The following is a 25087-nucleotide window of genomic DNA, read 5'->3' as shown; positions in this document are numbered from 1 at the left end:
TAAACGGGGCGAGACTCGGGTGACATCAAATCCGTGACTACACCCGCAGAAGCCTGTGTGGCGTGATCTTCGGATAGGGGTTCAAATCCCCTCGCCTTCACCATGTAAAACCACATCCGCATGAGAATGTGGTTTTTGCTTTCTCTTACATTTTCATTCAACTTAACTCCTAAAACCATTCAACATATGGGAGATGATGATCTTGGTTTCCGCCAATGCTTGCTCATAATCCGGCATTTGTGCAATCCAGAGCGCTGATTCATTCAAGGCCCCAGACAGACAATGAGTCATGGCTTCAATCGACCCATCTTTGAGGCATCCCTGCTCCTCCATTGTTTGCAGCTGCCCCCGAAGTAAACGCATGGAGTTGTGCTCGTCCATACTCCGCCAAGTTTCCCATCCCAATACAGCGGGTCCGTCCACGAGCATAATGCGCTTGTTCTGAGGTTCAACTGCGGCAGTTACGAAGGCAATGCACCCAAGGAGCAGCTGCTCCCATACATCCTCACTTTTCGCTGCTTCCGTCTCAATTCTTTCTGCAACGTCTTTTTGAACCGACTCCAGTACAACATGAAAGAGACCTTTTTTGTTCTTAAAATGGTGATAGAGTGCCCCTCGCGTTAGCCCGGACTCCTTGGCGATATCCTCCAAAGCTGAGTCCGCATACCCGTGTTCGGTAAAAAAATCTCTGGCAACTTCTATCAATCTCTTAATGGTTTCATTGGTTTCTTCTTTGTTTTTTCTCATAAACGATGTGTCTCCTGTCTCGATCTCTTCAAGCCCATTAATCAGACTGCTTTCAAAGCTTCTCTAAAAGTGCAATTGTCGCAAGACCTCCCTTGATTACGTGAATTCGTTTTGCCCAAGGAAGACGCGGGCGGGTTCCTTCACTAACTAAACGGCGGACCTGAGGGTTCGCACCGCGACTATTGATTTAGCTGATCTATAGTATCTTCTAAGTGAACTTCAAGATAAGAACGGATGGCACCGTAGTACTCATACCATTTCACCATCGTTATTAGTCAACCATATCTGTTCTGCATATTTAGCACTCTCAGTTTCTGATGGAGGGATAATTTGTATGATATCAATTAATACACCATTAGGGTCGCTGGTTATAAAATGCCGCTGTCCAAATTCTTCATTACGAATATCGAGCTGCAAGGGCAGTTTCTCATCTATGATAAGCCTTTTATACTCTGAATCCACATCATCTACTTCAAAATTTAGAATCAAACCTTGGACTCTCTTTTGGTAAACAGGGGGTATGGTAGGGTGTGATGCGTCCAACAGAGCTAATTCATAAGAGACTTTACTATTAGTCAGTTTAAGGCTCACATACCAGTCGGCTTCATAAACCTTTTCGAATTGAAAATAGGTGGAGTAAAAGGTTGAACTCAAGGCAACATCATCCGTCAATATAACAGGATAGAAGCTTGTAGTGATCATTGGTAAACATCCCCTTTAGTCTTAATTTGGCCTTATCATAACATACATACTGTTTGTATGTAAATATACAAACTCTTAATTAGCGCTCGCGCACCGTACAAAGAAATGTGTCCAAGGATTGAGAATATTATAGTTCTCTAGGACAAGGCATAACTCTCATCCCATAGGTCTCTTCATTATAAAATTGCAGAAGTCAGGGCGAAACCCGCTAATTCAATCTGTGTAGTGGTAATTTTCTCCAAAATGTCACCTGAGTACCAAAAGTTGTCACCATCTTCCCTATAATTTGAAAACGCTTCCATCTATAATGTATTTGTTCCAATAAACTGGATTTGGAAAGGTGGATGTTAATGCGAAGTAATTTGGGAAGATTGAGCTTGTTCCTCGTCGTATGTTTGATCGCACTGTTGTTTCCGAAATGGGAAACGACGGCGCAGGCGGCTGGCGGCAGCGGGGGCTCAAGCGTAAGCGATGACGTATACGCGGTATCGCAGGACGGTAGTCTCCAATTGAAAGTAAATTACATCAACACCAATGTGGATGTCCCGCAGAAAAGTAACTATTTGGCTCTTTTTACAAGCGGGACACCTGTCACCAATGTGGCAGCTAACAGCAACGAAGTGTTTGTGAAAAGCACGAATGTTGCGCTCCAAGTGGATGCGCAAGGTGTTGTGCTCAAAGTGGTGGGCCCCAAGGGGGGAATTAATTCAAGCAATAACAAGCCGAATGGGTGGGATGTAAGTCAAAACATAGAAATCCCTTCGGGCGGGTTCGTTATTTTGGCTAACGACAACGACTGGTTAGGCAAAGACTTCCGTAAGGCGCTGTACAATGCGTTTCAAGCGGGCGATACGATTATCCTCGAGCGCGGCGGCATACCGGTCACGGCTGCGGATTTCATGGGACAGCCCAGCCTGCAAGTAGAAGCCCAGCCGGTTTCACCCGTAACTTCAGCTGCGCATGACGTGAAGGGAAAAGTGCTTAACTACACGACGGGTAGCGGGCTGTCGGTGAAAGTAGGAGATGTAGCGGCTCCAATCGGTGCGGATGGAACGTTTAGCCAGACCGTGACGCTGGAGGAAGGAGTTAATAAGATTGCTGTCAAGCTGCTCAAAAATGCGGATGTTCTACAGGAAACTCCGCTTGAGATCGTCTATCAGCAAACGAGCGGCGATTTGATTGAGATCGAGGCTCCTCCTATAGACATAACGATTAACGTTGAAGGACCTAAGAAGACGATTAACTACATCGACAAGGATGTAACAGGGATTCCGAATATCATTGCCCTGTTTACGACCGAATACGGTTCGAAAATACTAATTCCCGCCAGCAACGTGGCTATTCAGGTCGATGCGAGCGGAACAGTGACCAAGATGATCAATGCGGCCAACGGCAATAGTACGCCTTCGTGGGTCGGGGGCGAACTCGAAATTCCGCAAGGCGGCTTTGTTCTTATGGCTCAAGATAACAGCTATAGCACTTACGATATCAAAAAATATGTGGCGACCAAATTTAAAGTAGGCGATTTGGCTAAGCTGCGTAAAAACGGCAATGTCGTCCCCGTAGCTGACCTGATGAGCGGTACAGGCGCAGTCCCAAGACTGCAACTGGACGGTCTCACGATGCTTACAACAGATGATACACAAACGACGATTACCGGTAAAATCACGAATCCGGCAGAGGCTTTACTGACGATCGGCGGGCAAGAGGTTGTGCTGCAGGCAGACGGTACCTTCCGCCATACAGCGGCACTTGTGGCTGGACCGAATTATATCGACGCGGTTCTGTCCAAGAACGGGAAGGAGCTGGACCGCAGATCGATCGTCGTATTTAGCAGGCCTTCCCTCACGAAGGACAAGCAAATTATCTTGTGGGTGGACCAGGCGTCCAACGCGAAAAAGTTCAAGACGAGTGAAAGCGTCTTACACTTCCTCACCCAAGCGAAGGAAGCGGGCGTGACTGATATCGCGTTTGACGTCAAAGGGGTCGAAGGCTACGCCTCTTACAAGAAAAACGATCTGACTCAGCGTCCTTATGTCAGCGAGATGATTGATAGCGATCGGAGAGGCGCTCCCGATCTCGACCTGCTTGAATTGTTCCTGGAGCATGGACATGCACTCGGGTTGAAGATACATGCAGCATTTAACGTATTTGCCGAAGGCTCCATTGCGGTAAATGACTTTGCCGTGATTGATCAGCATCTGGACTGGGAAGAGCGGGTATTCCGTCCGGAGGATAACGGAGAAATCAAACGTCTCAGAGAAAGTGCTTACGGACAAAAGGGATTGTCCGGAGCTTCGGGCGGCGCGGCAGTGCTGTTCGTGAATCCTGCGAACGACGAAGTGCGCGACTACCAGTTGAAAACATTCGAGGAAGTGATGAAAAACTATAACGTCGACGGTATTATTCACGACCGGGGCCGTTATGATAACGAAACCGCCGAGTTCAGCGATGTGACGAAGGCCAAGTTCGAAGCGTTCCTGCAACAGCGGAACAAGACGCTTACGAATTGGCCGGACGATATCTTCCGTTATGTGAACGGCAAACGGGTAGACGGTCCGCTTATCCAGGACTGGTGGGAGTTCCGTTCCGGCACGATAGCCAGCTTTATGGAGGAATCACGCGCCTTGGTTGACCGCTACTCGGCATCCAAAGGTAAAAAGATCGAAATGTCCGCTTACGTAGGCGCCTGGTTCGAGTCTTACTATTTGAACGGCGTCCATTGGGGAAGCAAAGACTTCCGCTACGACAGCAGGCTGAAGCTGCCGAACGCTTCACTCTATACGGATGAGTATTATCAAACCGGTTATATCGATACGATGGATTTCTTAATGGTTGGAACCTACTACGGCACGACGCCGGAAATACAGCGGTACTTGACGCTGGATTCCATCGTAACGAACGGCGAAGTTCCGCTGTATGCCGGGATGGCACTGGTAGACTTGCAATCTCCTGCCCTGCAGCGGGAAATTTTCCAAACCGCGTTGGGCAGTTCGAACGGTTTGATGCTGTTCGACGCTTCTCTGGCCAACTGGCCGATCATTAAAGCGTCCATCGACAACCAAGAGTACGTAAAGAACTATCAGGTCGGCATAAGCAAGCCGGGCGATCCTTCTTCTTTTATTGAAGGCAGCTATTATAACGTCAGCCGGAATTCCGGCGACTTGAACGTCTACAACGAAGAATTCGGCTCATCGACCGGCGGAAACCGCTTTGGTGTCGAAGTTGTAGCCGATGCGACCGGCAAAGTAACCAAGGTCGTCAACAAATCGCAAGCGATCAACTGGAACTGGGGCTCTCCTGAAAACAATAACAGTGCTATTCCAGAGGGTGGCATGGTTATCTCCGGTCTCGACGAGAACGGAGTACGTACGAAGCGTCAGCTCTTGGCCAATTCGTACAATGTCGGGGACGACATTCGGTCCGCAGCTCTTTCCGGTTTCCTGGACTATGACGGGAAGACAGTAACGACAGCCAGTCCGCAAATCAAAGGGAATGTCAAACTTCTGGGGCCGGGAACCGAGGTCTCTGTAAAATTGAACGATACCGCTGCTAAGGTAGCTGCGAATGGCGATTTTACCGGCACCGTTAATCTGCAGCAAGGCAAGAACACTGTCACTTTCGCCGTGTACGTCGACGGAATGAAAACAAACGAGAAGTCGATCCAACTGACTTACACGCCGGGCGGTTCAGGTTCTTCTTCCCCAGGCAGCGGGACCGGAGGGGGAGCACCATCGGAGCCGAAGCTGGTTGACGGCGCTGTAATCTTGCCTGCGACCGCCGTTGAGACGAAAGATGCAGACGGCAAACCGGCTATGAAAGTGACGCTGGACAATAAGATGGTCACTCAAGCGATTGAAGTTATGAAGAAGCATGGCGTCAAAGAATTGATCGTCGACGTGCCTGCCACGAAACCGGTCGCTCTCGTCACGCTTCCCGCAGAAGAGCTCACTACGGTAGCTGACTCGGTAACAGGTGCAGTATTGATTGTGAAAGCAGGCGATGTCAGTTACCGGTTACCTGCCGACATGCTCGACGTCGCTTCGCTGGCGAAGGGGCTCGATGCCAAAACGGACGACCTCCAAGTCGTGGTAGCGGTTGAGAAGATAACCGGAGCGGACGCAGCAGCATTCAAGGACGCTGTGAAAGCGGAAAATGGAAAAATGTTGGGTGACCCTTACAATTTCCGTATTTTCGTACAAGCCGGCGGCCGATCCCTGGAGATTCATGATTTTGAAGACCGGTATGTGGAGGCTGCGATTAGCTTTTCGGGCCAAACACCAAGCCATGCAACTGCGGTGATGTTTGATTCGTCCGCCAGGGAGGCGACGTTCGTTCCCGCCAATTTCAAGCAGGCGGACGGAAAGACGATCGTCACGATCAAGCGGACCGGCAACGGCCTCTACGCGGTTGTCACCGCCGACAAAACTTTTGAAGATACGCAAAATCATTGGGCACAGGCTGATATCGACCTGCTCGCCTCCAAGCTGCTCGTGAAAGGTGTAACGGATCATGAATTTGCGCCTAATCGCTCGATTACCCGGGCTGAGTTTGCGGCACTGCTGGTCCGTACGCTTGGTCTCGTCGATGGACAAGGTAACGACTCTTTCAGCGATGTGGGTTCAGGTGACTGGTTTGAGACAGCGGTAGCTACAGCAGCCAAAGCAGGACTGGTTGATGGATACGAGGACGGCACGTTCCGTCCAAATCAAGTGATCAGCCGCGAGGAATTGGCTATTCTCGCCGCACGCGCCAATGACTTTGTGAATGATCAGTCCGCGCAAGGAAAACCAGGCGAATTGCAAGCATTCACGGACAGCGGCACAATCAGCGAATGGGCTATCCAAGCTGCTGCTTTTGCTGTCAGCAATGGCTTGATGAATGGAGTTTCCGACGGTGTATTCGCGCCGCATGAGCAATCGAGCCGCGCGCAAGCAGTCGTCATCTTGAAACGACTGGCTATTCAGCTCGGTTTGATGGATCGCAATTAATTGATACTTAACAATAAAGCGGGAGAATGGCCGAATGGTCGTCCTCCCGCTTTATTGTTGGTTATTTGCTGCGGCTTCCCCAAGCTGTCTGATTCGGTAATAGATTTCAGAACGTAAATTTACAATAGATTTGGTAAGATATCGGCTTTGGACGACCGTCCGGTGCTCTCAATGGTGGACGTGCCCAGCAACAGCAATATCATTGCCGTCGCGAGGGCAGTTACGCTGCTTTCGCGACGGCAGCCAAATATTAGAACAAGCACCCGGGCATGAAGTGAAGGCGGAGGCGCCGGACAAACTGGGATTAAGCCGGACCATTTACTGAATTATTTTCCTGACCGGTTCTAAAAATAGAGTAATTCAGGGGTAGAGAAAGAGCACGAACCTATGAAAGTGAAAGCTGGAAGACGTGACCGAAACCGGTGTCGTTTTTCTTATGGATAAGGGGCACAACGTGAAAATGAAGTGATTTTGTTCTATGGAACGCATTATTTTGTATATGACGATTCCGCAGGCCATCGTGCTATGATATCCATGACGTCGTCATGCTTATCAAGAAATGAAAGCGGTTACCATACTCGGCCGGGTAGAGCTCATGATTATGGCTAATAAGGTAGTTCAATTCATACACCCAGGGAGGCAAATAATGAAATGAAAAAAGGTATACGCCTGAAAATAGGGATGGCGGCGCTGATGCTGGCGGCACTCCTGCCTGCAGGAACGGGCAGTTCCGCTGCGGCATTGACCGAGGTGCCGTACGCCATGGATTCAAGCAACCAGGCGGGATGGTGGACGCCGCTCGAAACGTATGGAACCGGGTTGGAATACGCGTATATGGCCTATAATGCCCCCGGAAGCATCGAGTCAACGCACAAGGTTAACATCGCCCGTAGGGACGGCAACGGGGTATGGTCCAACATTCCGGTGATGGATGGAAGCAAGGTTGCGGAGTTCAGCGACAATGTGGGGCATAGCCAGCCGTCGATCGCAAGGGACGGCAGCGGAAGATTCCATGTGTTTGCTTCGATGCATGACACCGCTTGGAATTATTTCCGTTCCGATACGGCCGGGGGACCGCCGCAGAACCATTCCGCCGACATGCCGACGCCTGCCTCGTTCAAAGGCACGTATCCCGTCTTGACCACGGCGCCGAACGGGGACGTATACCTCTTGATCCGCTCCAGCGAAGATGCCGCCGGCTATCGGTCTGGGCAGCTGTTCCGCTGGGACAATGAGGCTGCGATATGGTCCAAGGTGGCCATAATCGGCTCGTCCTTGAACCGATCATTCTACCCCGATGATCTCGTGTTCGATGCGAACGGTGATCTGCATATCCTGTTCGAATGGTCCGCTTTTGCGGCCAGCGCACTGCGGCATGAATTGTCTTATATCAAATACAGCCCGTCTACCGGCAGCTTCTCCAAAGCAGACGGCAGCGCCGTCTCCCTGCCATTGAAGCCGGGAACCGCGGATATCATCCAGCCGCTCGCACCGACCGAAACGTATGTTCAATCAGGAAGCGATCCGGGAGGCCCCGGCGTTCAGAGCGCCAAGCTGGCCGTCAACCCGGCGGGCAGCCCCGTCGTCGCGTATCGTTATCGTGAAGAGGGAAGCAGCACCTTCTCCGTGAAGTATGCATCCTACAGCAGCGCCGGTTGGAATCTGCAAACGGCCTATAGCGCTTCGGAAACCAAAGCGGCTATCGATATCACCTGGGCGGGCTCGGTGCCTCGGGTGTATTACGCCAAAAGCAGCGGTACGGACCGCGCCTACATGGCTGTCCCTTCGGGCAGCGGATGGACCCAAACGTCCATTGCGCCAGGGAGGCCGATCGAGCGGCTTAGCGTGGAGCGAAACGACAAAGGCATCGATATTTTATACTTTGTGGATATCATGAACCGAAAGTTGTATTACGGCAGAAACTAAGTCCTGAATCCAAAGAAAGCTGCGAACCGCAGCTTTCTTTTTTATAACAAGATCGCTATCTCTAGAATCCGGGGCAAAGGTGCGTACTAGAGACCGGCGCTGCCGCTTCCTTGTTTGAGTGAGAGCGAAAACTGTGTCGGAAAGTGTCAATAGAACGATTTGATGCTTTTGATCGTCTCTGTACCCTACATATTTACGTTATTGCATGAACATTCTTATTTATAAACATCGTGTAAGATATAATGGAAGCACCAAGAGTAAAGGAGCCTACGTGATGCGGAAATGGCTAAGTCACCTCGTTCCCCACAAGCTGAAATACCGGTTGTTTGCCGTGTTTGCGCTCGTCATTTTGCTTCCGTTCAGCGTGTTAAATTTATACAACTATCAAAAAATCGAATCACTTGTACAAAAAAAAATCAGCGAGCAGAGCCACGAACAGCTGGATCATCTGCACCGATCGCTGGAGGACCAGCTTAGCATTGCATTCAAAACACTGATTTTCCTGGAGCAGGATTCGGAAATCAGGCGCATCCTGCAGCAGCCTCAGGAACGCTCGGTTCTGGACAACAAAGAGATCATGGAGGACAAATTCAAAGGGATCAACAACAGCTTTTTCCTGTATAATCCATCCGTCTATTTCACTCTGCTTGACAACAGCGGCCACGTATATACGTCTTACCCGCCAAATAAGTCCCTGAATTATAGCGAGATCGCTTCGAACCCGTCGTTCAAAGCGCTGGAGGAGACTAAAGGCTCCTACCTTTGGGTATCCGATGACGCCAATTACGTGTCCCGGGATATTAGCAAAAGCCCTACGCTGTTATCGCTATATGCGGAACTGCGGGACAGCAACAAACGGGCTTACGGGCTGGTGCGCATCAGCATCGATTTTTCGTTCTGGTTCGAATCAATGTTGCAAAAATCCGAGAGTGATCAGGCCTACTTCATCATGTCCCGTTCCGGCGAGGTGATTGCCAGGTCGATTCCTGATTCTTCACTGTCTCCGGAAGCCGTGCATAAAATCGCAAACCTGCCGCAAAACGGTCATTGGACCGATCAGCAGTCCGATTCGCTAGTCAACTACAGCTATCTGTCCTCCCTGGATTGGTATCTCGTGGACCGCATTCCGCTTCATCTGTTGTTCCGGGAGATCGAAACACTGAAGCAGCAGTATTTTGTAACTTTTTACGTCATTACTGCCGCGTTTATTGCGATAGCGTTCATGATTTCACATGCGTTTACGAGGCCGCTGTCACATCTGCAGCGGAAGATGGAGGAGGCTGTCCGCAAGGATCTTATGATCCGGGTGCCCGATAAGCACTACAAAGGCGAAATACTGGAGCTAACCCGGACGTTCAACACGATGATGGTCGACATGAACGGACTCGTCCAGCGGCTGCGGGCCGAGGAACGTCAGAAGGACGCGGTGCATTTTCAAATGCTGCTGGCTCAGATGAACCCCCATTTTCTGCTGAATACGCTGAATACGATGAAGTGGATCGGACTGCGGGAAGGAAACGAGGAGATCGTGGATATTTGCCTCTCCCTGGGTAAACTGCTTGAGACAAGCTTGAACTCCGACGTAGACCTGATTCACCTCCGCGATGAGATCGAGCTTACACGTGCATTTCTTTATATTCAGCAGGTCAGATATGGAAACCGCTTTCAGGTGGAGTTCAGCTATGACGAGGAGCTGATCTACGCACTGGTGCCGAAGCTGAGCCTTCAACCGCTGGTCGATAATGCGATTCAGCACGGCATCGGCAATATGGCGGAAGGCGGGCGGATTCTGATCCGGATGGAACGCAGCCCGCTGCGGCCGGATCGGCTTACGCTGGAGGTCGAGGACAATGGCGTCGGACTCGGGAAGTCCAGCCGCAATCGCAGCGAAGGACGCAAGCGTCCAAGCATCGGTCTGCAAAATGTGAGGGAGCGGCTGCGCCTGTTGTTCAAGGACCGAGGAGAGCTGGAGATCATTCCGCTAAAACAAGGCACGCTGTGCCGCATGCATTTGCCGGAGCTGCTGTCCGAGCCTTACGACCATGAACGGCAATCCGATATCATCTAGCTAACAGCGAAGGGGAAACGCATATGTGGAAGGTATTACTGGTGGAAGACGAAACGTTCGTAAGGGAATCGGTTAAGGAAATCATCCGTTGGGAAGAGATGGGCTTTACGCTAGCGGGCGAGGCAAGCAATGGATTGGAGGCGCTTCCGATGATCGTGGACGATCCGCCGGATCTGGTGCTGTGCGATATCGTCATGCCCCAGATGGACGGGCTTGAGCTGCTGCAAGAAACGCGGAAAGCCGGCATCGCATCTAAATTCGTCATGCTCACCTGTATCGGCGATTTCGAATCAATGCGCAGAGCGATGGAATACGGAGCATCCAATTATATTCTGAAGCTGTCCATGAGCGTCAAGGATTTGCGGGAGACGCTGGAGAAGGTCAGCAGGGAGCTGTCGGCTGCGCATGCCCCGGCCGAGCGTCCGGCGCGTTTGGCTGCGGCGCCGAGGGAGAAGATTACCCATCCCGAGGTGAACAAAATCATAGATTATATCGAACAAAATTACGACCAGGACATTACACTCAAATCGCTCGCCCGCTACGTCATGATGGGGGAAAATTACGTCAGCGCTCTGTTCAAAAAGAAAACCGGGGAGACGCTGATCCATTACCTGCACCGGACGAGGGTCGAAAAGGCGATCGAATTTCTGACGACAACGGACCTTCCGGTCAATCGGATCTGCCAGAACGTCGGGTTCATGAACGACAACTATTTTATTAAAATTTTTAAGCGAATGACAGGAATGACGCCGAGCCAGTACCGGATGAAACAATAGAACAAAAATGCATATCCGTTAGCCGGTTACAGGCACGTGAACTGCGTATATCTGTTCCATGAAATCATGATTCTGTTACTTACGAGAAGATCCGCTGCTTTGCTATCCTTGAGCTACAACAAACATTTCATAGGTGTGTAGGGGGTCTTCAATTGAGAAAAAAAGGTTGGCTTGCGGGATTCGTATCGTTGGCGCTGATCGCTGGTGTGATATCGGGCTGCTCCGGCGGCGGAAGCGAAGCGGGGGGCGAGGACGCGAAGACTGCTTCGCGCTCCAGCGTCAAACTGAAGATGTGGGGCGGCGTTCCGCCGGAAGCCGGTCCGCAGAAGGTCGTGGATGCCTGGAACAAGGATCACCCGAACATTCAAGTGGAGTACGTGCGTTATGTGAACGACGATGGAGGTAACCTGAAGCTGGATACCGCCATTATGACCGGCCAGGATGTGGACCTGTTCGTCAACTATTCTGCTTCACATGCGAAAAAAAGGGTTACCTCGGGGGCTGCGGCCGATCTGAGCACATTCACCGACTATAACATCGCTGAGAAAATGGGCCCGGCAGCAGAAAACTGGAAGATCGACGGAAAGTTTTACGGCGTACCGACAACGAAAAGCTCTTACTTCGTTGCGCTGAACAAGGATGCCCTTGATGCGGCTAATCTTCCGGTTCCTAAGGATTGGACCTGGGAAGAGATGATGGAATACGCCAAAAAACTGAAAAAAGGCGACGGGTACGGCTTCATTCAGAATACTGAACCGTTCGTTGACCCGATTGATTCGGTGCTCGCCAAAGCGGGCTATACCAAAGCGGACGGCACGTCCAATCTGGGCCATCCGTTGGTGCGCAAATGGCTGGAGTCCTTGAACAACATGATGACGAAGGATAAAACGACGCCGCCGCTCGGCGAGCAGTTGACGTCCAAAATGCCGGTTGAGCAAATGTTCCTCAGCGGCGGAGCACCGATGCTGAACATCGGGGCATGGTTGCTCCGCAACTCCAACGATTTCACCAATTATCCTCGCGATTTCAAAATTGCATTCGCGCCGGTGCCAAGACTGGATGGGGATGCGGCGAACTTCGTGACCCGCGGCGGTTTGGGCGACTACATCTCGATCAACGCCAAGTCCAAGCATCAAAAGGAAGCATGGGAGTTTCTGAAGTGGTACTCAGACGGCGGAATGGCGCCGATGGCGGCAGGCGGGCGATTGCCGGCATCCAAGGATGCTGACCAGGATGCGGCTCTGAAGAGTATGCTTGGCGACAAAGGGGACACGTACGATAAGGAATCCCTGATGTACGTCATGTTCGACAACAAGGCGCCGACGTTCGTCCGCACCGTTCCTCAGGTGGTTATGGACCTGCGTTCGCAGGAGTATGAAAAATACTTCCTGGGAACTCAGGATCTCGACACGACAATGGCGGCGATGATCAAACGGCATGAAGAGTATTTGAAGACTAATCCGGGGAAGTAACCGCTGTCGATGCGAGGAATCGGACTTAAAGACAAGGGACGGCCAAGATTGACGGCCGTCCCCTTTTTATGCAAATGCACAATCATAAGAAATCCGGGAACAACATCGATCGCAGGAACCTTGTACATACTTGCCCCTACATTGATTGGATAGCCCGATTGTCGATTACCGATAGAACATTTTGATGAACAAGTGCCATGCGGCTAGCCGCGCGGCATTTTTTTGCATCATTTTGTGGTATGAAGTCGATGGTTTTGTTCCTTCTCGCAAATGGTTCCGGCTTGATAGACTGAGGACATCAAATCAAGAAGTGAGGGGAAACGCATGAAAAACAATTGGATGAGAAGGCAGCAGAGGCTCGGTTACATCTTTATCGGACCCAGCATGCTCGGAGTGCTGCTGTTTTTTCTCATACCTGCCGCATACTCCCTGGGGCTTGTTTTCACGGATTACAAGTTCATGAATCCCAAGGTTGATTTCGTCGGTTTCGATAATATTAAGCGGATGCTGCATGACGAACTCTTTTATCTGTCGCTGAAAAATACAGTCCTTTTCCTTTTGTCGGTACCGGTATCGATCGCACTCGGCTTCTTGGTTGCGGTCATCCTGAACCAGCGCATTCATTTGAAAAAGCTGCTGCGCGCTTTGTACTTCATGCCGTATATTACGAGCGGAGTGGCCGTCGCCTTCGTCTGGATGCTGCTGTTCCAGCCGACGCAGGGACCGATCAACGGATTCCTCCGCGCCATCGGCATCGATCATCCGCCGGGCTGGCTGTCGACGACCACGTCCTCCATGTTCGCCATCGATATCATCTGGATCTGGTTCTTGATGGGCTACAACATGATCATTTATTTGGCCGCACTGCAGGAGGTTTCGTCGGAGCTGCTGGAAGCTGCGAAAATCGACGGGGCACGTCCAGGTCAGCTTCTCCGTAAAATCATCTGGCCGCTCGTCAGTCCCACCTCGTTCCTGCTGCTGGTGACAGGCATGATCATGACGATCAAGACATTCGGCATCATACAGGCGACGACGCAGGGCGGCCCCGGAAACAGCACGACCATTTTGTCCCTCTACGTCTATCAGAATGCCTTCCGTTATTACGACATGGGCTATGCCTCCACGATCTCGTGGGCGCTATTTATCATCATCCTGATTATCACCGCGATCCAATGGATCGGGCAAAAACGTTGGGTCCACTATTAAGAGAAAGAGAGGCCTGAGGCATCATGGAAATCAAAAAACGACTAGTCGCCGGCACGCCAGGCAGGCTGCTTGCGACGCTGGTTATGCTGGCGCTGGCTATCGTGATGGTCATGCCCTTCCTATGGATGATCAGCACGTCCCTGAAAACCCCGGCCGAGGTATTCAAATACCCGATCGAATGGATTCCCTCGAATCCGACCTGGGAACATCATGTAAAGGTATGGAGCGGTCCGAATAGCTTCGGTACCTATTATCTGAACTCACTGAAAATCTCCCTGATCGGGATGATCGGAGCCACGTTTCTGTCTGCTTTCGCGGCATACGGCTTCGCCCGGATCGAATTCAAGGGTAGAAACGGGCTGTTCATGCTCTATCTGTCCATGATGATGGTTCCCCCGCAGGTGCTGTTCGTGCCGAAGTTCATCATGTTTGAATGGGCAGGTATTTACAATACACATTGGGCGCTGATCTTGCCCGCCATGTTTACGATTTTTGGCGTGTTTATGCTGCGCCAGTTCTTCCTGTCTATTCCCCATGAGATTTCCGAGTCGGCCTTCATCGACGGGGCGGGGCATTTCCGGATCTTCTTCCGGCTCATTCTGCCTCTGGCCAAACCGGCGCTTGCGACCTTGGCCATCATCGATTTCTCCTGGCATTGGAACGATTACGAGAACGCCCTCGTTTTCCTGATTGATGAGGATCTGTACACCATTCCGCTTGGACTTCAGAACTTCATCCTGGAAAATATGGTGGATTACAACGGCATGATGGCCGCGGCGTCTGCGGGCATCGTCCCGATGATCGTCGTGTTCGCGATCGGCCAGCGCTATATCATTCAAGGCTTGACCAACTCAGCGGTGAAAGGGTGAGAAGATGAGAACGGAAACGATTCAAAGCGACGTAACGGTCATCGGCGGCGGACTGGCAGGCGTGTGCGCCGCCATTGCGGCGGCAAGGCTCGGCAGCAAGGTCGTGCTCGTGAACAACCGCCCGGTCCTGGGCGGAAATTCCAGCAGCGAGGTGCGGGTATGGGTGTGCGGAGCGACCGCCCACGGCATCAACCGGTACGCGCGGGAGACCGGCATTATGGGAGAGCTGTTCGTGGAGAACCAGTACCGCAACCCGGACGGCAATCCGTACCTGTGGGATTTGGTTATCCTGGAAGCCGTTCGGGCGGAGCAGAACATTACTCTGCTGCTGAATACCGATGTACATGAAGTCGAGGCGGACGGTCCGGAGGATAGCCGGACGATCCGGTCTGTCACCGGCTGGATGATGGGCTCCGAGCGGCGCATCCGCCTGGAAAGCCCAGTCTTCCTGGATTGTACCGGAGACGGACTGGTCGGCTTCATGGCGGGTGCCCGGTATCGGATCGGACGGGAAGCCTCCCATGAATATGGGGAAGAATGGGCGCCGGAGGAGGCGGACGGCATTACCTTGGGCAGTACACTGCTGTTCTACACGAAAGAAGAGGATCATCCGGTCCGGTTCGTGCCGCCTTCTTTCGCCAAAGACATCGCACAGACGCAGATCCCGATCAAGCGTGTGATCCGCAGCGGCGACTCGGGCTGCCATTACTGGTGGATCGAATGGGGTGGCGGGCTGGATACGGTCCATGACAATGAAGTGATCCGGGACGAGCTGTCGTCTGTCATTTACGGCATTTGGGATTATATCAAAAATTCCGGCCGGTTCGAGGCCGACAATATGACCTTGGAATGGGTCGGATCCATCCCGGGAAAAAGGGAATACCGCCGCTTTGTCGGCGATTACGTGCTGAACCAAAACGACGTCATCGCGCAGGAGCCGTTCCATGACCGCATCGCCTTCGGCGGTTGGTCGATCGACCTGCATCCGCCGCAGGGGATGTATGCCGAAGCCAGCGGCTCCAAGCATATGCATGCGGACGGCAACTATCATATCCCGTACCGCAGCCTGTATTCGGTGAACGTATCAAACCTGCTGTTCGCTGGCCGGAACATAAGCGCTTCTCACGTAGCGTTCGGCACAACGCGCGTCATGGCGACCTGCGCCGTCATGGGGGAAGCGGCTGGTACCGCAGCTTCCCTGTGCACTGCAAAGGGCGTGATCCCGAGAGACATCTATCTCTCGCATCTGCAAGAGCTGCAGCAGACACTGCTGCGCCACGATGCCTCCATCATCGGCCTGCGGCATGAAGACGACGGGGACCAGGCCCGCCTGGCCCGGGTAACGGCATCATCGGTCCGCCGCATCATCGCCGTTGATCAGCCGGAGTCAGCTGTTCAGCTGAGCAGGGATGTCGCGGTGCTCTTCCCGGTAGATCCTGCGTTCGAAGGGCTGGAGCTGCTTGTAGACGCGGCCGAGGATACCCGGATTACGGTGGAGTTATGGAACACCGGCCGTCTGGAGAATTACGTGCCTTACTCGAAGCTGGCCGAAGCCGAAACGGCCGTCTCCAAGGGGCAAGCGCAGTGGGTATCCCTGCCGCTTGCCTGGGCGCCGGATGGGCCGCAGAATGCTTTTGTCATCATTCGAGAAAATCCGGGTGTCTGCCTGTACAGGTCGGCCGAACCGCTTACTGGCGTCCTCGCCTTCGAGAAGGGTGCCATCCCTAACGCTTCGGCCGAGCTGGAGGACCACGACGAGAATCAGCCCGTCGTGGCCTGGAGCATGAAGGCGCTGGTCCGCCAGCCATTCTGCTTCAAGGTCAAGGGCACATCCGAAGCCTATGCGCCGGAGAAGGCGATTGGAGGATTCAAGCGGCCGTTCGGGGGCCCGAATCTGTGGGCATCCGAGCCGATCGGGCCGGAGCACGAGGCTTGGCTGCAATTGGCGTGGGAGCAGGACATTGCCGTGAAGGAAATCCTTCTGACTTGGAATGACGATGTCAATGAAGACCTAATCAACCTTCACCATCATCGTACGCCATTCGATATCATCCCCGAACTGGTGAAGTCGTACCGGATTGAGGCCCGGGTTCAAGGGCAGTGGTGTACGGTGGCTTCCGCTGCGGATAATAGGCGAAGAAGCAATCGCATCCACCTCAAGGACCCGATCCTGGCCGATGCGCTGCGCGTCGTTATGGAAGAAACGAATGGCACATCTTGCGCGGAGCTGGTGGAAATCCGGGTGTATTAACAGTTGAGTCAGCCTACCCTTGATAGTATCCCCTTTAAGTAGACAGTGTGTGTGAAAAGCGCACTACGGTTTACTTGGAGGGGATTTTTCATAGGCGAAATACGAAAGACTCAGCCATATGGAGTGACTGTCAATCATTTATTGAATGACTCAACTGATGCTGCAAAAGAAAAAAGCGCTAAGTGGTGAAGCTTATTATCGCGCGGACCGCAGCTCTGTTAAGTCGAAAAAACTCATCTCCAGCATCATTTTTTTACAGACGGCACTTCAGGCCCCTAAAATAAAGGAAAAATGTTGAAAATCGTCGAATATTCCTACTAACTAACTATAGAAGTTTCCATGCGGAGGAAATTCAATGATTATAAGCTCCAAGCTTCATTTCCCCCAATTGCGTAAAGCATTGGTAATTAGGCCGAGACTAATGCGCATGTTGAATGAGGGAATGGACAGTAAACTAACGCTTGTTTCCGCGCAGGCCGGTTACGGGAAAACTACAGCGTTAAGCGAATGGGCAAAACAACGCGGTGAACTTACAGCCTGGGTTTCGCTAGATAAGCTGGATAACGACTTTATTCAGTTTTGGAGTTTGGTAACAGCTTCGATTCAGGCGAGAATTCCTGTATTTGGCAGTACGGTCTTTTATTATCTTGAAAAAGGCCTCTCCGTTGCTTTGGAACATACGATTCCTGCGTTGCTGAATGAGCTAAATCAATTAACCGAGGAACTGGTCATTATTCTTGATGATTTTCATTTCATTGAGCTCCCTGCAATCCACCATTCTTTCATATATCTTCTGGATCATTTGCCTTCCCGTATTCATCTATATATCGCCAGCCGTACCGATCTGAGTATACCTACTGCCAGGCTTCTGGCAAAAGGGGAGTATCATCGAATTCTCATGCAGGATTTACGCTTTCTGTTGGATGAAGGACTTGTCTTTTTTCGGGATACGACCGATTTATTGCTCACAAAAGAGCAAGTGACCGAGCTTTTTCACCAGACAGAGGGTTGGATCAGCGGCTTGCAGCTGGCAGCCATCTCACTAAAGCAAAGTAATAATATAGCCGAAACGATTCAAAGATTCAGCGGTAGGCAGCAAGATATTTCCGATTATTTGTTGGAGGAGGTTCTTCATGATCAATCAGGACCCATGCTCTCTTTCTTATTGGAAACGTCTATTTTAAACCGTATGAATCAATCCTTATGCCAGGCTGTAACGGGCCAAATAAACAGTCAGAATCAATTGGAAAAACTGGAGAAATTGAATCTGTTTATTGTTCCGCTAGATGATCATAGGAGCTGGTATCGATATCATCATTTGCTTTCCGATTTCTTGAAACAAGTATTGCTAAGAACGGATCCGGATCAATGGATACAAGTGCATATTCGTGCGGGCACCTGGTTGGAGAAGCATGGATACGACGAAGAAGCCGTAGAGCATTATTTGGAAGGGAAGCAGGTTGCCGATGCCGTTCGATTGATCGAGAAAAATCTTCATGCGCTGGTGCAATCGAAAAGCGTTGCGCTCCATAGATGGGTCTCTCTTTTACCGGAGAACGCCTTTGCGGAGAAACCGATGATTGAAATGTTCTATATCTCGGTGTTGCTGGGAGTTGGAGAATGGGATGCGGCTTTCAGCAGAGTGGGGCAAGCTCTCACCCGCTTTCGAGAGATGAAGGGAAAATGGAACGAAGCAGAGTGGAAAGAAGCCATGGGCAACATTTACTTTTTCTGTTCAATTACCTCGTACCTTCAAAAGGACATGGATCAAACCTCCAAATATTTCGAGTTGGTGGAACGCTTTATGCCGGAAGGCAGCTTCTTTCAAACGATGGGGCGCAATCGATATCAAGGCTATGATTCGTTTGATGATTATTTCGCGTTTATCAACGATCTTCATGTAGGCGAGGCATTCCTGTCGAAGTGGATTACAATTTGGGGAGAAAAGGAAGAATATCCTTTCGTCGGTCTCCTGTATGCATCTTACAGTAAACTGCTGTACGAGTGGAATCGGCTGGAAGAAGCCGACTTGTGTGTGAGTCAGGCTCTGGGACGCCAGGATATGAAGCCTTTTGCGCGGATTTTGATTCAAATAGCTATTAGCGCTTCACGGATTCAGCAGGCCTTAGGAAACCCCGATCGAGCCTCAGAGGTGCTTAAGCAAGTGAAGCTGCAGATCGACTCACCCGATTACGACTTATTTATGTTGAGTATCGAAGCAGAACAAGCGTGTCTGGCTCTGCAGCAAGGCTCATTCGACTATGCGCTGGAGTGGTTGCAAAGATCCGGTCTGGCGTATACCGATGAGGTTTCATTGTATCATGTGCTGGAACATTTAGCGTTGGCCAGGGTTCTTGTATCCTGTGGACGAATGGAAGAAGCCCTGTATCTATTGGATCGGTTGAATCACTTATTACACAGGGAAGATCGTCTCCGGGATCGAATTAAGGTACTCATTCTGATGAGTGTAGCACATCAGCGCTTAGGCCAGACGGAGGACGCACTTGTTCCGTTGGAGACCGCTTTTCAGTTGGCGCAGCCGGCGGGATATATTCGCAGCTTTATAGACGAAGGGGCTATGATGGTGGAGCTGCTGTCCGCTTATTTGAAGGTGACGCAAGGTGGACGCTCAACAGAATTTTCCCCGTCTTCTATGACCTATGCAAAGCAGTTGCTTCAAGCTATGCAGGTCTCGCAGGAAACGAAAGTGGCAATTAAAGATAATCTAACCGAGCAGGAAACGAGGGTTTTGCAGTTAATCGGAGGTGGATTGTCCAACAAGGAAATCGCCCATCGTCTGAACATCTCCGCCGAAACCGTAAAGAGCCATATCAAAAATGTGTACAGAAAGCTTGGAGTGAACAATCGGGTTCAAGCGCTGCAGCGTGCAAAAGAATAAATGATGCATGATACCCTCTATTTATCACCGTAAACTCCCCCGTTTGGGGGATTTTTATTTTGTTGGAATCGTTTTAAAGTAAGACTACTACGTCAAAAGTTGACAAAAGGAAACAGGAATCTGCGAGAATTGTCGTTATTGTAATTGGATTAGGCTTTAACTTTTAAGGCGTAGATGATCGAGGGGAGATAGAGTAACGTATGGATCAAAGAAATGGAAGGCAAGTAATGGGGAAATGGTATGTACTTAGCTTGGTCGTATTGATTATAACGATAGGTCTAAATGCAGTTCCGGCACAAGCTGCAGAGCAGTGGAGTCAGTATGGCTTAAGGGGGACGGTTCGAGATTCAAAAGCAGGGGGATTTGATGCTCCCAAAGCAGTCGCGGTAGATAGCTTCGGTAATATGTATGTGGCAGATAGTCGAAATCATCGCGTACAGAAGCTAGACGCAGCGAGCGGAGTTTGGTCCGAATGGGGAAAGAGCGGCGGCGAAAGAGGAAATGGCTTGGGTGAGTTTAATTATCCGGCTGGAGTGGCAGTAGATAGCATCGGTAATGTGTATGTGGCCGATAATCAAAACCATCGCATACAGAAGCTGACCGTAGCGAGCGGAGTTTGGTCCGAATGGGGAAAGAGCGGCGGCGTTGCCGGAAACGGGTTGGGAGAGTTTTATTATCCATCTGCAGTGGCGGTAGACAGCACCGGGAATGTATATGTATCAGATGGGCTTAATAATCGTGTACAGAAGCTGACAGAGGCGACAGGGATTTGGACCGCATGGGGGAAAAGCGGCGGTGGAATTGGAAATGGCCTGGGCGAGTTTAACTATCCAATGGGTGTGGCGGTTGACAGCATCGGTAATGTGTACGTGGCCGATCTGGGTAACCACCGCATACAGAAGCTAACCGCAGCAACGGATATTTGGACGTCTTGGGCAAAGAACGGCGGCGGAGCTGGAAGTGGCTTGGGCGAGTTTAATTATCCGGCTGGAGTGACGGTAGATAGTAATGGCAATGTGTATGTGGGAGATTTGTATAACAATCGCGTACAGAAATTGACTGCAGCGACGGGTGTTTGGACCTCATGGGCAAAAGGCGGCGCCAATTCTGGAAATAAACTGGGCGAGTTTAATTATCCATCTGGATTGGCAGTAGACAGCTACGACAATGTGTATGTCGCTGATGAAGATAACTATCGTATTCAGAAGTTGACACTGACAACGGGGCAATGGAATCAATGGGGAACCGAGGGAGTTGTTTCCGGTGATGCTCTGGGTGAGTTTAACTATCCAAGTGGAGTTACGGTTGACAGTACCGGCAATATGTATGTAGCCGATTCTGAAAACAATCGTATACAGAGGCTGACCACGGCAACGGATGTTTGGACCGCATGGGGAAAGAGCGACGGCGGAGATGGAAGCGGATTAGGCGAGTTTGATTATCCAGATGGTATAGCCGTAGACAACAGCGGTAACATTTATGTAGCCGATGCTGATAACAATCGCATACAAAAGCTGACTGCAGCGACGGGAATTTGGACCTCCTGGGGGAAGAGCGACGGCAAATATGGAAGTGAATTGGGCGAGTTTGATACTCCTAAAGGATTGGCGGCAGACAGTGATGGGAACCTGTACGTAGCGGATATCGGTAACCACCGCATACAGAAGTTGACCGCAGCGACGGGTACATGGAGCGCATGGGGGACCAATGGAAGTGGTCTGGGTGAGTTCAAATATCCTAACGGAGTGGCGGTAGACAGGGATGGTAATGTGTATGTAGCCGATTCTCAAAATAATCGCATACAGAAGCTGACCGCGGCAACGGATGTTTGGACCGCATGGGGAAAGAGCGGCGGCGGAAGCGGAAATGGCTTGGGTGAGTTTAATTATCCGGAAGGAGTGGCGGTAGACAACATCGGTAATGTGTATGTGGCGGATTCCTATAACGATCGCTTACAGAAGCTAACCGCAGCGACGGAGGTCTGGACCGCCTGGGAAAAGAGTGGCGGCGGAGAGGGAAACGGCTTGGGCGAGTTTGATTATCCAGTGAATGTGGCGGTAGACAGCATCGGTAATGTGTATGTGGCAGATCCAAGTAACAATCGCATACAGAAGCTGGTAACGACGTCCGTGCCGGGTAGCCCTACAGACGTAACGGCAACAGCGGCGGATAGACAGGCGACGATTAGCTTCGTGGCACCGGTTAGCGATGGAGGAAGCGCCATTACAAGCTACACAGTAACTTCAAGTCCGGATGACTCAAATCCCAATGGAATCACGGCTACCGGGTCCGTAAGTCCGATTACGGTAACAGGCTTGTCGAATGGAACCACATATACCTTTACTGTAGTTGCAACGAATATTGTAGGGGATAGCGCATCTTCCGGCGCTATAAGCGCTACGCCGCAAGCTCCAATACCTGGAGCCCCGGTGTTGCAGTCACCTGTTGCAAGTAATGCGCAAGTATCGCTATCTTGGAATCCGGAGAACGGTTCATCCGGTTATAAAATATTCCAGAGTGTAGCTTCCGCAACATATGGAACTGAAGTGGCCAGCGTGAGCGGCTCGGTGTACAGCTACGATGTGACAGGGTTGACGAACGGAACGACCTACTATTTTGTGGTAAAAGCGATCAACGCAGGAGGAGACAGTGCAGCTTCCAATCAAGTGAGCGCAACGCCCATGACGGTGCCGGGTGCGCCTGCAGGCATAACAGCTGCGGCAGGCAACGGACAAGCCATGATTAGTATTACCGCTCCAGCGGATAACGGCGGAAGTCCTATCACAGGCTATGAGGTAGCTTTAATGCCGGGAAATATCTTGGTTACGGGAGCATCAAGCCCGATTACGGTAACAGGTTTGTCGAATGGCGTGACCTATACATTCACGGTAAGGGCGTCTAATAGCGTTGGCAGCAGTGTATCAACGGATGTCTATAGTGTAACGCCACGGTCATCATCCTCATCCGGAGGCGGCGGCTCGTCCTCATCCGGTGGTAGCGGGGGCTCCTCGTCCTCAAGTGATAACACCGTTACCGCTAAGGATGGCAAACTAACGCTTCCTGCTGGTAAAAAAGGCAATGTGAGTTTGCATAATAAGGTTACAATCGTTATTCCGGCTAATGCGGCAGATAAGGAAATGAGATTAACGATAGACCCTGTAATGGACATTCAGAAACTTCTGACGAATAAAGAAACTTTAATCAGTCCGATCTATGAGATTCTGAAAAACTTCCCGGAAAACTTCAGTAATCCGGTAACGCTGACCATTGCTTTTGATGCAAAAATTTTGAATAACGGCCAAAGACCGTCTGTGTTCTATTATGACGAAACGGACAAAGCATGGGTAGAGGTCGGGGGCGGTAAGATTAACGGCTCAACCATTACGGTTGAGGTTAATCACTTTACCAAATTCGGAGTATTCGCAGTCGGTCAAACTGATCCGACAGACACGAAACCGACAATTAGCTTTAACGACATCTCTGAGCACTGGGCAGAGGCGGGCATCAACCAAGCGGTAAGCAGCGGGATCATCAGCGGTTACCCGGATGGATCGTTTAAGCCGAATCATACAGTGACGCGTGCAGAATTTGCAGTGATGCTGATGAATACGGTGAAGCCGGAGGGAGAAGGAGCAGCGCTGACATTCACAGATACAGGCAAGATCGGAGCCTGGGCTCAGAAGGCAGTGGCGCAAGCGGTACAAGCGGGTATCATTACGGGTTATGAGGACAATACGTTCCGTGCAGATGCAGAAATTACACGCGCCGAAATGGCAGTGATGGTCGCGAATGCGCTCAGTCTAAAGGCCGAAACCAATGGTGCATCTGGCTTTGCAGATGACAAGGAGATTGCGGCGTGGGCAAAAGGTGCAGTTGCAGCGATTAAGAGGGTAGGCTTGATAGAAGGTAAGGATTTCAACCGATTCGAACCGAATGCGAAGACATTAAGGGCAGAAGCTGTGACGGTGTTGCTGAAAGTGCTAGTACAGAATAACAACTAAGCAGTGCTTCGTTAAGGACGGACTATGTTCTGGAGACTTCGTGACGATAGAGCAGAATTCATGTTTATGCAGTATCACCAAATATCTTAACGTCACGCAGCGGACTGTGGATTTGCTACACCGCGATTCGCCTCCATACAGAGAACAGCAGAAGGTCCCAGCAGATAGACTGGGGCCTTCTTGCTGTTCCAGTAGGCAGGGCGGAGAATCCCACAGGTTCAGACCGCGCGGACTGCAGCGGATTCGAAGGGGCACGGGATTGGATTGAAATACTGCCCCATTAACCCCAATAATAGACCCCCGCAGCAAAATGCGGGGGTCTATTATACTGACGGTCAGCAAGTTAAAGCTTTCTATAGGCTGGCTGCATCATCCCTTGAGTGGGCTGATCCTCTTGGTACTCATAATATTGCGACTGAATCGGCGCATGTATTTGTGTTTCAGCGGGCACTGACGGCTGTTGATATGGCTCATCCACATACATGATTCTGCGCTGAATTTGCATGAGCCCATTCACAACGCGAAGCGCGATCCAAAAAAGTACAAGGCCAACACCTGCGTACAGCATATATTGCTGATTATAGGTCCAATCGATATGGAAATAATTAAACAGGTTATTCTCTAAAATATTAATCTGCATTTCATTCATTAAAATGATATGTACGACCGGAAGAGCGATCAATCCTAGTCCTAGTGAAATCACCGTTACCATAACAACAAAGAATACAATGCCTGTTACAAATTTTAGAACTACGAGCAGCAAATTTCGAATGAATAGCCCACCGTCAAAACCTCTCACCATCCGCATCAACCAGTTCCGTCCGACTTCAGACTGCTGATTGTAGATATACGAAACAGGCGGATTCGGTAAACCTAAAATTTGCCTAATCATGCTCTGTTCAAAATTCACAATCCCATTTAACAGCTTAGCTACTCCAAAAAACAACGGTATTCCGATAAATATAGGAGTTAAACCGATGGATAGCACAAGTCCAGTTATCGCTACTGTAAAATAGATGATCCCTAATGGGAGGGACAGCAATAAATAGAGAATCGTTGCATAGGTTTTTGGATTAAAAAGCACCCAACTCACCTTGCCATTTGGCGCCTTTGCAGGTGCTTTTGTTGCTTTCATATTCAAACACTCCTTTTGCTTCATAAGTCATGCTCTGAGTTATA

General features: G+C 50.7%; 13 protein-coding genes. 10 read left to right on the top strand and 3 right to left on the bottom strand.

The window, feature by feature from the left end; all coding sequences use genetic code 11:
* Nucleotides 1-162: 162 nt before the first annotated feature.
* Together AR333_RS20215 and AR333_RS20210 are read right to left on the bottom strand one after the other, a co-directional pair.
* Nucleotides 163-747, bottom strand: a complete 585-nt coding sequence (locus tag AR333_RS20215; RefSeq protein ID WP_068777182.1) for a TetR/AcrR family transcriptional regulator — start codon at nucleotides 745-747, stop codon at nucleotides 163-165.
* 249 nt (nucleotides 748-996) lie between these two features.
* The gene (locus AR333_RS20210) at nucleotides 997-1449 is read right to left on the bottom strand and encodes a VOC family protein (RefSeq protein ID WP_068777181.1); all 453 of its coding nucleotides are present in this window, start codon (nucleotides 1447-1449) and stop codon (nucleotides 997-999) included.
* Between the two features lie 350 nt (nucleotides 1450-1799).
* On the opposite strand from AR333_RS20210, the gene AR333_RS20205 reads away from it, so the two are divergent.
* The 10 genes from AR333_RS20205 (at nucleotide 1800) to AR333_RS20160 (ending at nucleotide 23908) form a co-directional block, all read left to right on the top strand.
* Nucleotides 1800-6440: an S-layer homology domain-containing protein gene (locus AR333_RS20205; RefSeq protein WP_068777180.1), complete on the top strand. Its 4641-nt coding sequence runs from the start codon at nucleotides 1800-1802 to the stop codon at nucleotides 6438-6440.
* Between the two features lie 651 nt (nucleotides 6441-7091).
* Entirely contained in the window at nucleotides 7092-8366 is a 1275-nt protein-coding gene (locus AR333_RS20200; RefSeq protein WP_216638990.1) for a BNR-4 repeat-containing protein, read from the top strand.
* Nucleotides 8367-8640: 274 nt separating this feature from the next.
* The gene (locus tag AR333_RS20195) at nucleotides 8641-10434 is read left to right on the top strand and encodes a sensor histidine kinase (RefSeq protein ID WP_068777179.1); all 1794 of its coding nucleotides are present in this window, start codon (nucleotides 8641-8643) and stop codon (nucleotides 10432-10434) included.
* A 23-nt stretch (nucleotides 10435-10457) separates the two neighbouring features.
* Complete coding sequence (locus AR333_RS20190) at nucleotides 10458-11210, top strand: helix-turn-helix domain-containing protein (RefSeq protein WP_068777178.1); 753 nt, start codon at nucleotides 10458-10460, stop codon at nucleotides 11208-11210.
* Between the two features lie 152 nt (nucleotides 11211-11362).
* On the top strand, nucleotides 11363-12682 hold the full coding sequence (locus tag AR333_RS20185) for an ABC transporter substrate-binding protein (RefSeq protein WP_068777177.1): 1320 nt from the start codon (nucleotides 11363-11365) through the stop codon (nucleotides 12680-12682).
* Between the two features lie 324 nt (nucleotides 12683-13006).
* Nucleotides 13007-13888 (top strand): carbohydrate ABC transporter permease, encoded by an 882-nt coding sequence (locus AR333_RS20180; RefSeq protein WP_068777176.1) that lies wholly within the window; start codon nucleotides 13007-13009, stop codon nucleotides 13886-13888.
* 23 nt (nucleotides 13889-13911) lie between these two features.
* A complete protein-coding gene (locus AR333_RS20175) occupies nucleotides 13912-14757 on the top strand; it encodes a carbohydrate ABC transporter permease (RefSeq protein ID WP_068777175.1) in 846 nt (281 codons plus the stop codon).
* A gap of 4 nt (nucleotides 14758-14761) precedes the next feature.
* Nucleotides 14762-17008, top strand: a complete 2247-nt coding sequence (locus tag AR333_RS20170) for an FAD-dependent oxidoreductase (protein ID WP_068777174.1) — start codon at nucleotides 14762-14764, stop codon at nucleotides 17006-17008.
* Between the two features lie 355 nt (nucleotides 17009-17363).
* Nucleotides 17364-19907, top strand: coding sequence for a LuxR C-terminal-related transcriptional regulator (locus AR333_RS20165; protein WP_068777173.1), 2544 nt, complete (start codon nucleotides 17364-17366; stop codon nucleotides 19905-19907).
* A 200-nt stretch (nucleotides 19908-20107) separates the two neighbouring features.
* Nucleotides 20108-23908: an S-layer homology domain-containing protein gene (locus AR333_RS20160; protein ID WP_084783871.1), complete on the top strand. Its 3801-nt coding sequence runs from the start codon at nucleotides 20108-20110 to the stop codon at nucleotides 23906-23908.
* 343 nt (nucleotides 23909-24251) lie between these two features.
* Here the strand turns inward: AR333_RS20160 and AR333_RS20155 are convergent, their stop codons facing one another.
* The gene (locus AR333_RS20155) at nucleotides 24252-25043 is read right to left on the bottom strand and encodes a sensor domain-containing protein (RefSeq protein ID WP_068777171.1); all 792 of its coding nucleotides are present in this window, start codon (nucleotides 25041-25043) and stop codon (nucleotides 24252-24254) included.
* Nucleotides 25044-25087: the final 44 nt, after the last annotated feature.

This window comes from Paenibacillus sp. FJAT-26967 (assembly GCF_001541095.1).
In the GTDB taxonomy this organism is placed as follows: Bacteria; Bacillota; Bacilli; order Paenibacillales; family NBRC-103111; genus Paenibacillus_F.
This window is presented reverse-complemented; position numbering and strand designations above follow the sequence as displayed.

Bases quoted from the DNA above. Each gene is read 5' to 3' on its own strand.
- AR333_RS20215 (WP_068777182.1), bottom strand. From the start codon at position 747: ATGAGAAAAAACAAAGAAGAAACCAATGAAACCATTAAGAGATTGATA.
- AR333_RS20210 (WP_068777181.1), bottom strand. From the start codon at position 1,449: ATGATCACTACAAGCTTCTATCCTGTTATATTGACGGATGATGTTGCC.
- AR333_RS20205 (WP_068777180.1), top strand. From the start codon at position 1,800: ATGCGAAGTAATTTGGGAAGATTGAGCTTGTTCCTCGTCGTATGTTTG.
- AR333_RS20200 (WP_216638990.1), top strand. From the start codon at position 7,092: ATGAAAAAAGGTATACGCCTGAAAATAGGGATGGCGGCGCTGATGCTG.
- AR333_RS20195 (WP_068777179.1), top strand. From the start codon at position 8,641: ATGCGGAAATGGCTAAGTCACCTCGTTCCCCACAAGCTGAAATACCGG.
- AR333_RS20190 (WP_068777178.1), top strand. From the start codon at position 10,458: ATGTGGAAGGTATTACTGGTGGAAGACGAAACGTTCGTAAGGGAATCG.
- AR333_RS20180 (WP_068777176.1), top strand. From the start codon at position 13,007: ATGAAAAACAATTGGATGAGAAGGCAGCAGAGGCTCGGTTACATCTTT.
- AR333_RS20175 (WP_068777175.1), top strand. From the start codon at position 13,912: ATGGAAATCAAAAAACGACTAGTCGCCGGCACGCCAGGCAGGCTGCTT.
- AR333_RS20170 (WP_068777174.1), top strand. From the start codon at position 14,762: ATGAGAACGGAAACGATTCAAAGCGACGTAACGGTCATCGGCGGCGGA.
- AR333_RS20165 (WP_068777173.1), top strand. From the start codon at position 17,364: ATGATTATAAGCTCCAAGCTTCATTTCCCCCAATTGCGTAAAGCATTG.
- AR333_RS20160 (WP_084783871.1), top strand. From the start codon at position 20,108: ATGGATCAAAGAAATGGAAGGCAAGTAATGGGGAAATGGTATGTACTT.
- AR333_RS20155 (WP_068777171.1), bottom strand. From the start codon at position 25,043: ATGAAAGCAACAAAAGCACCTGCAAAGGCGCCAAATGGCAAGGTGAGT.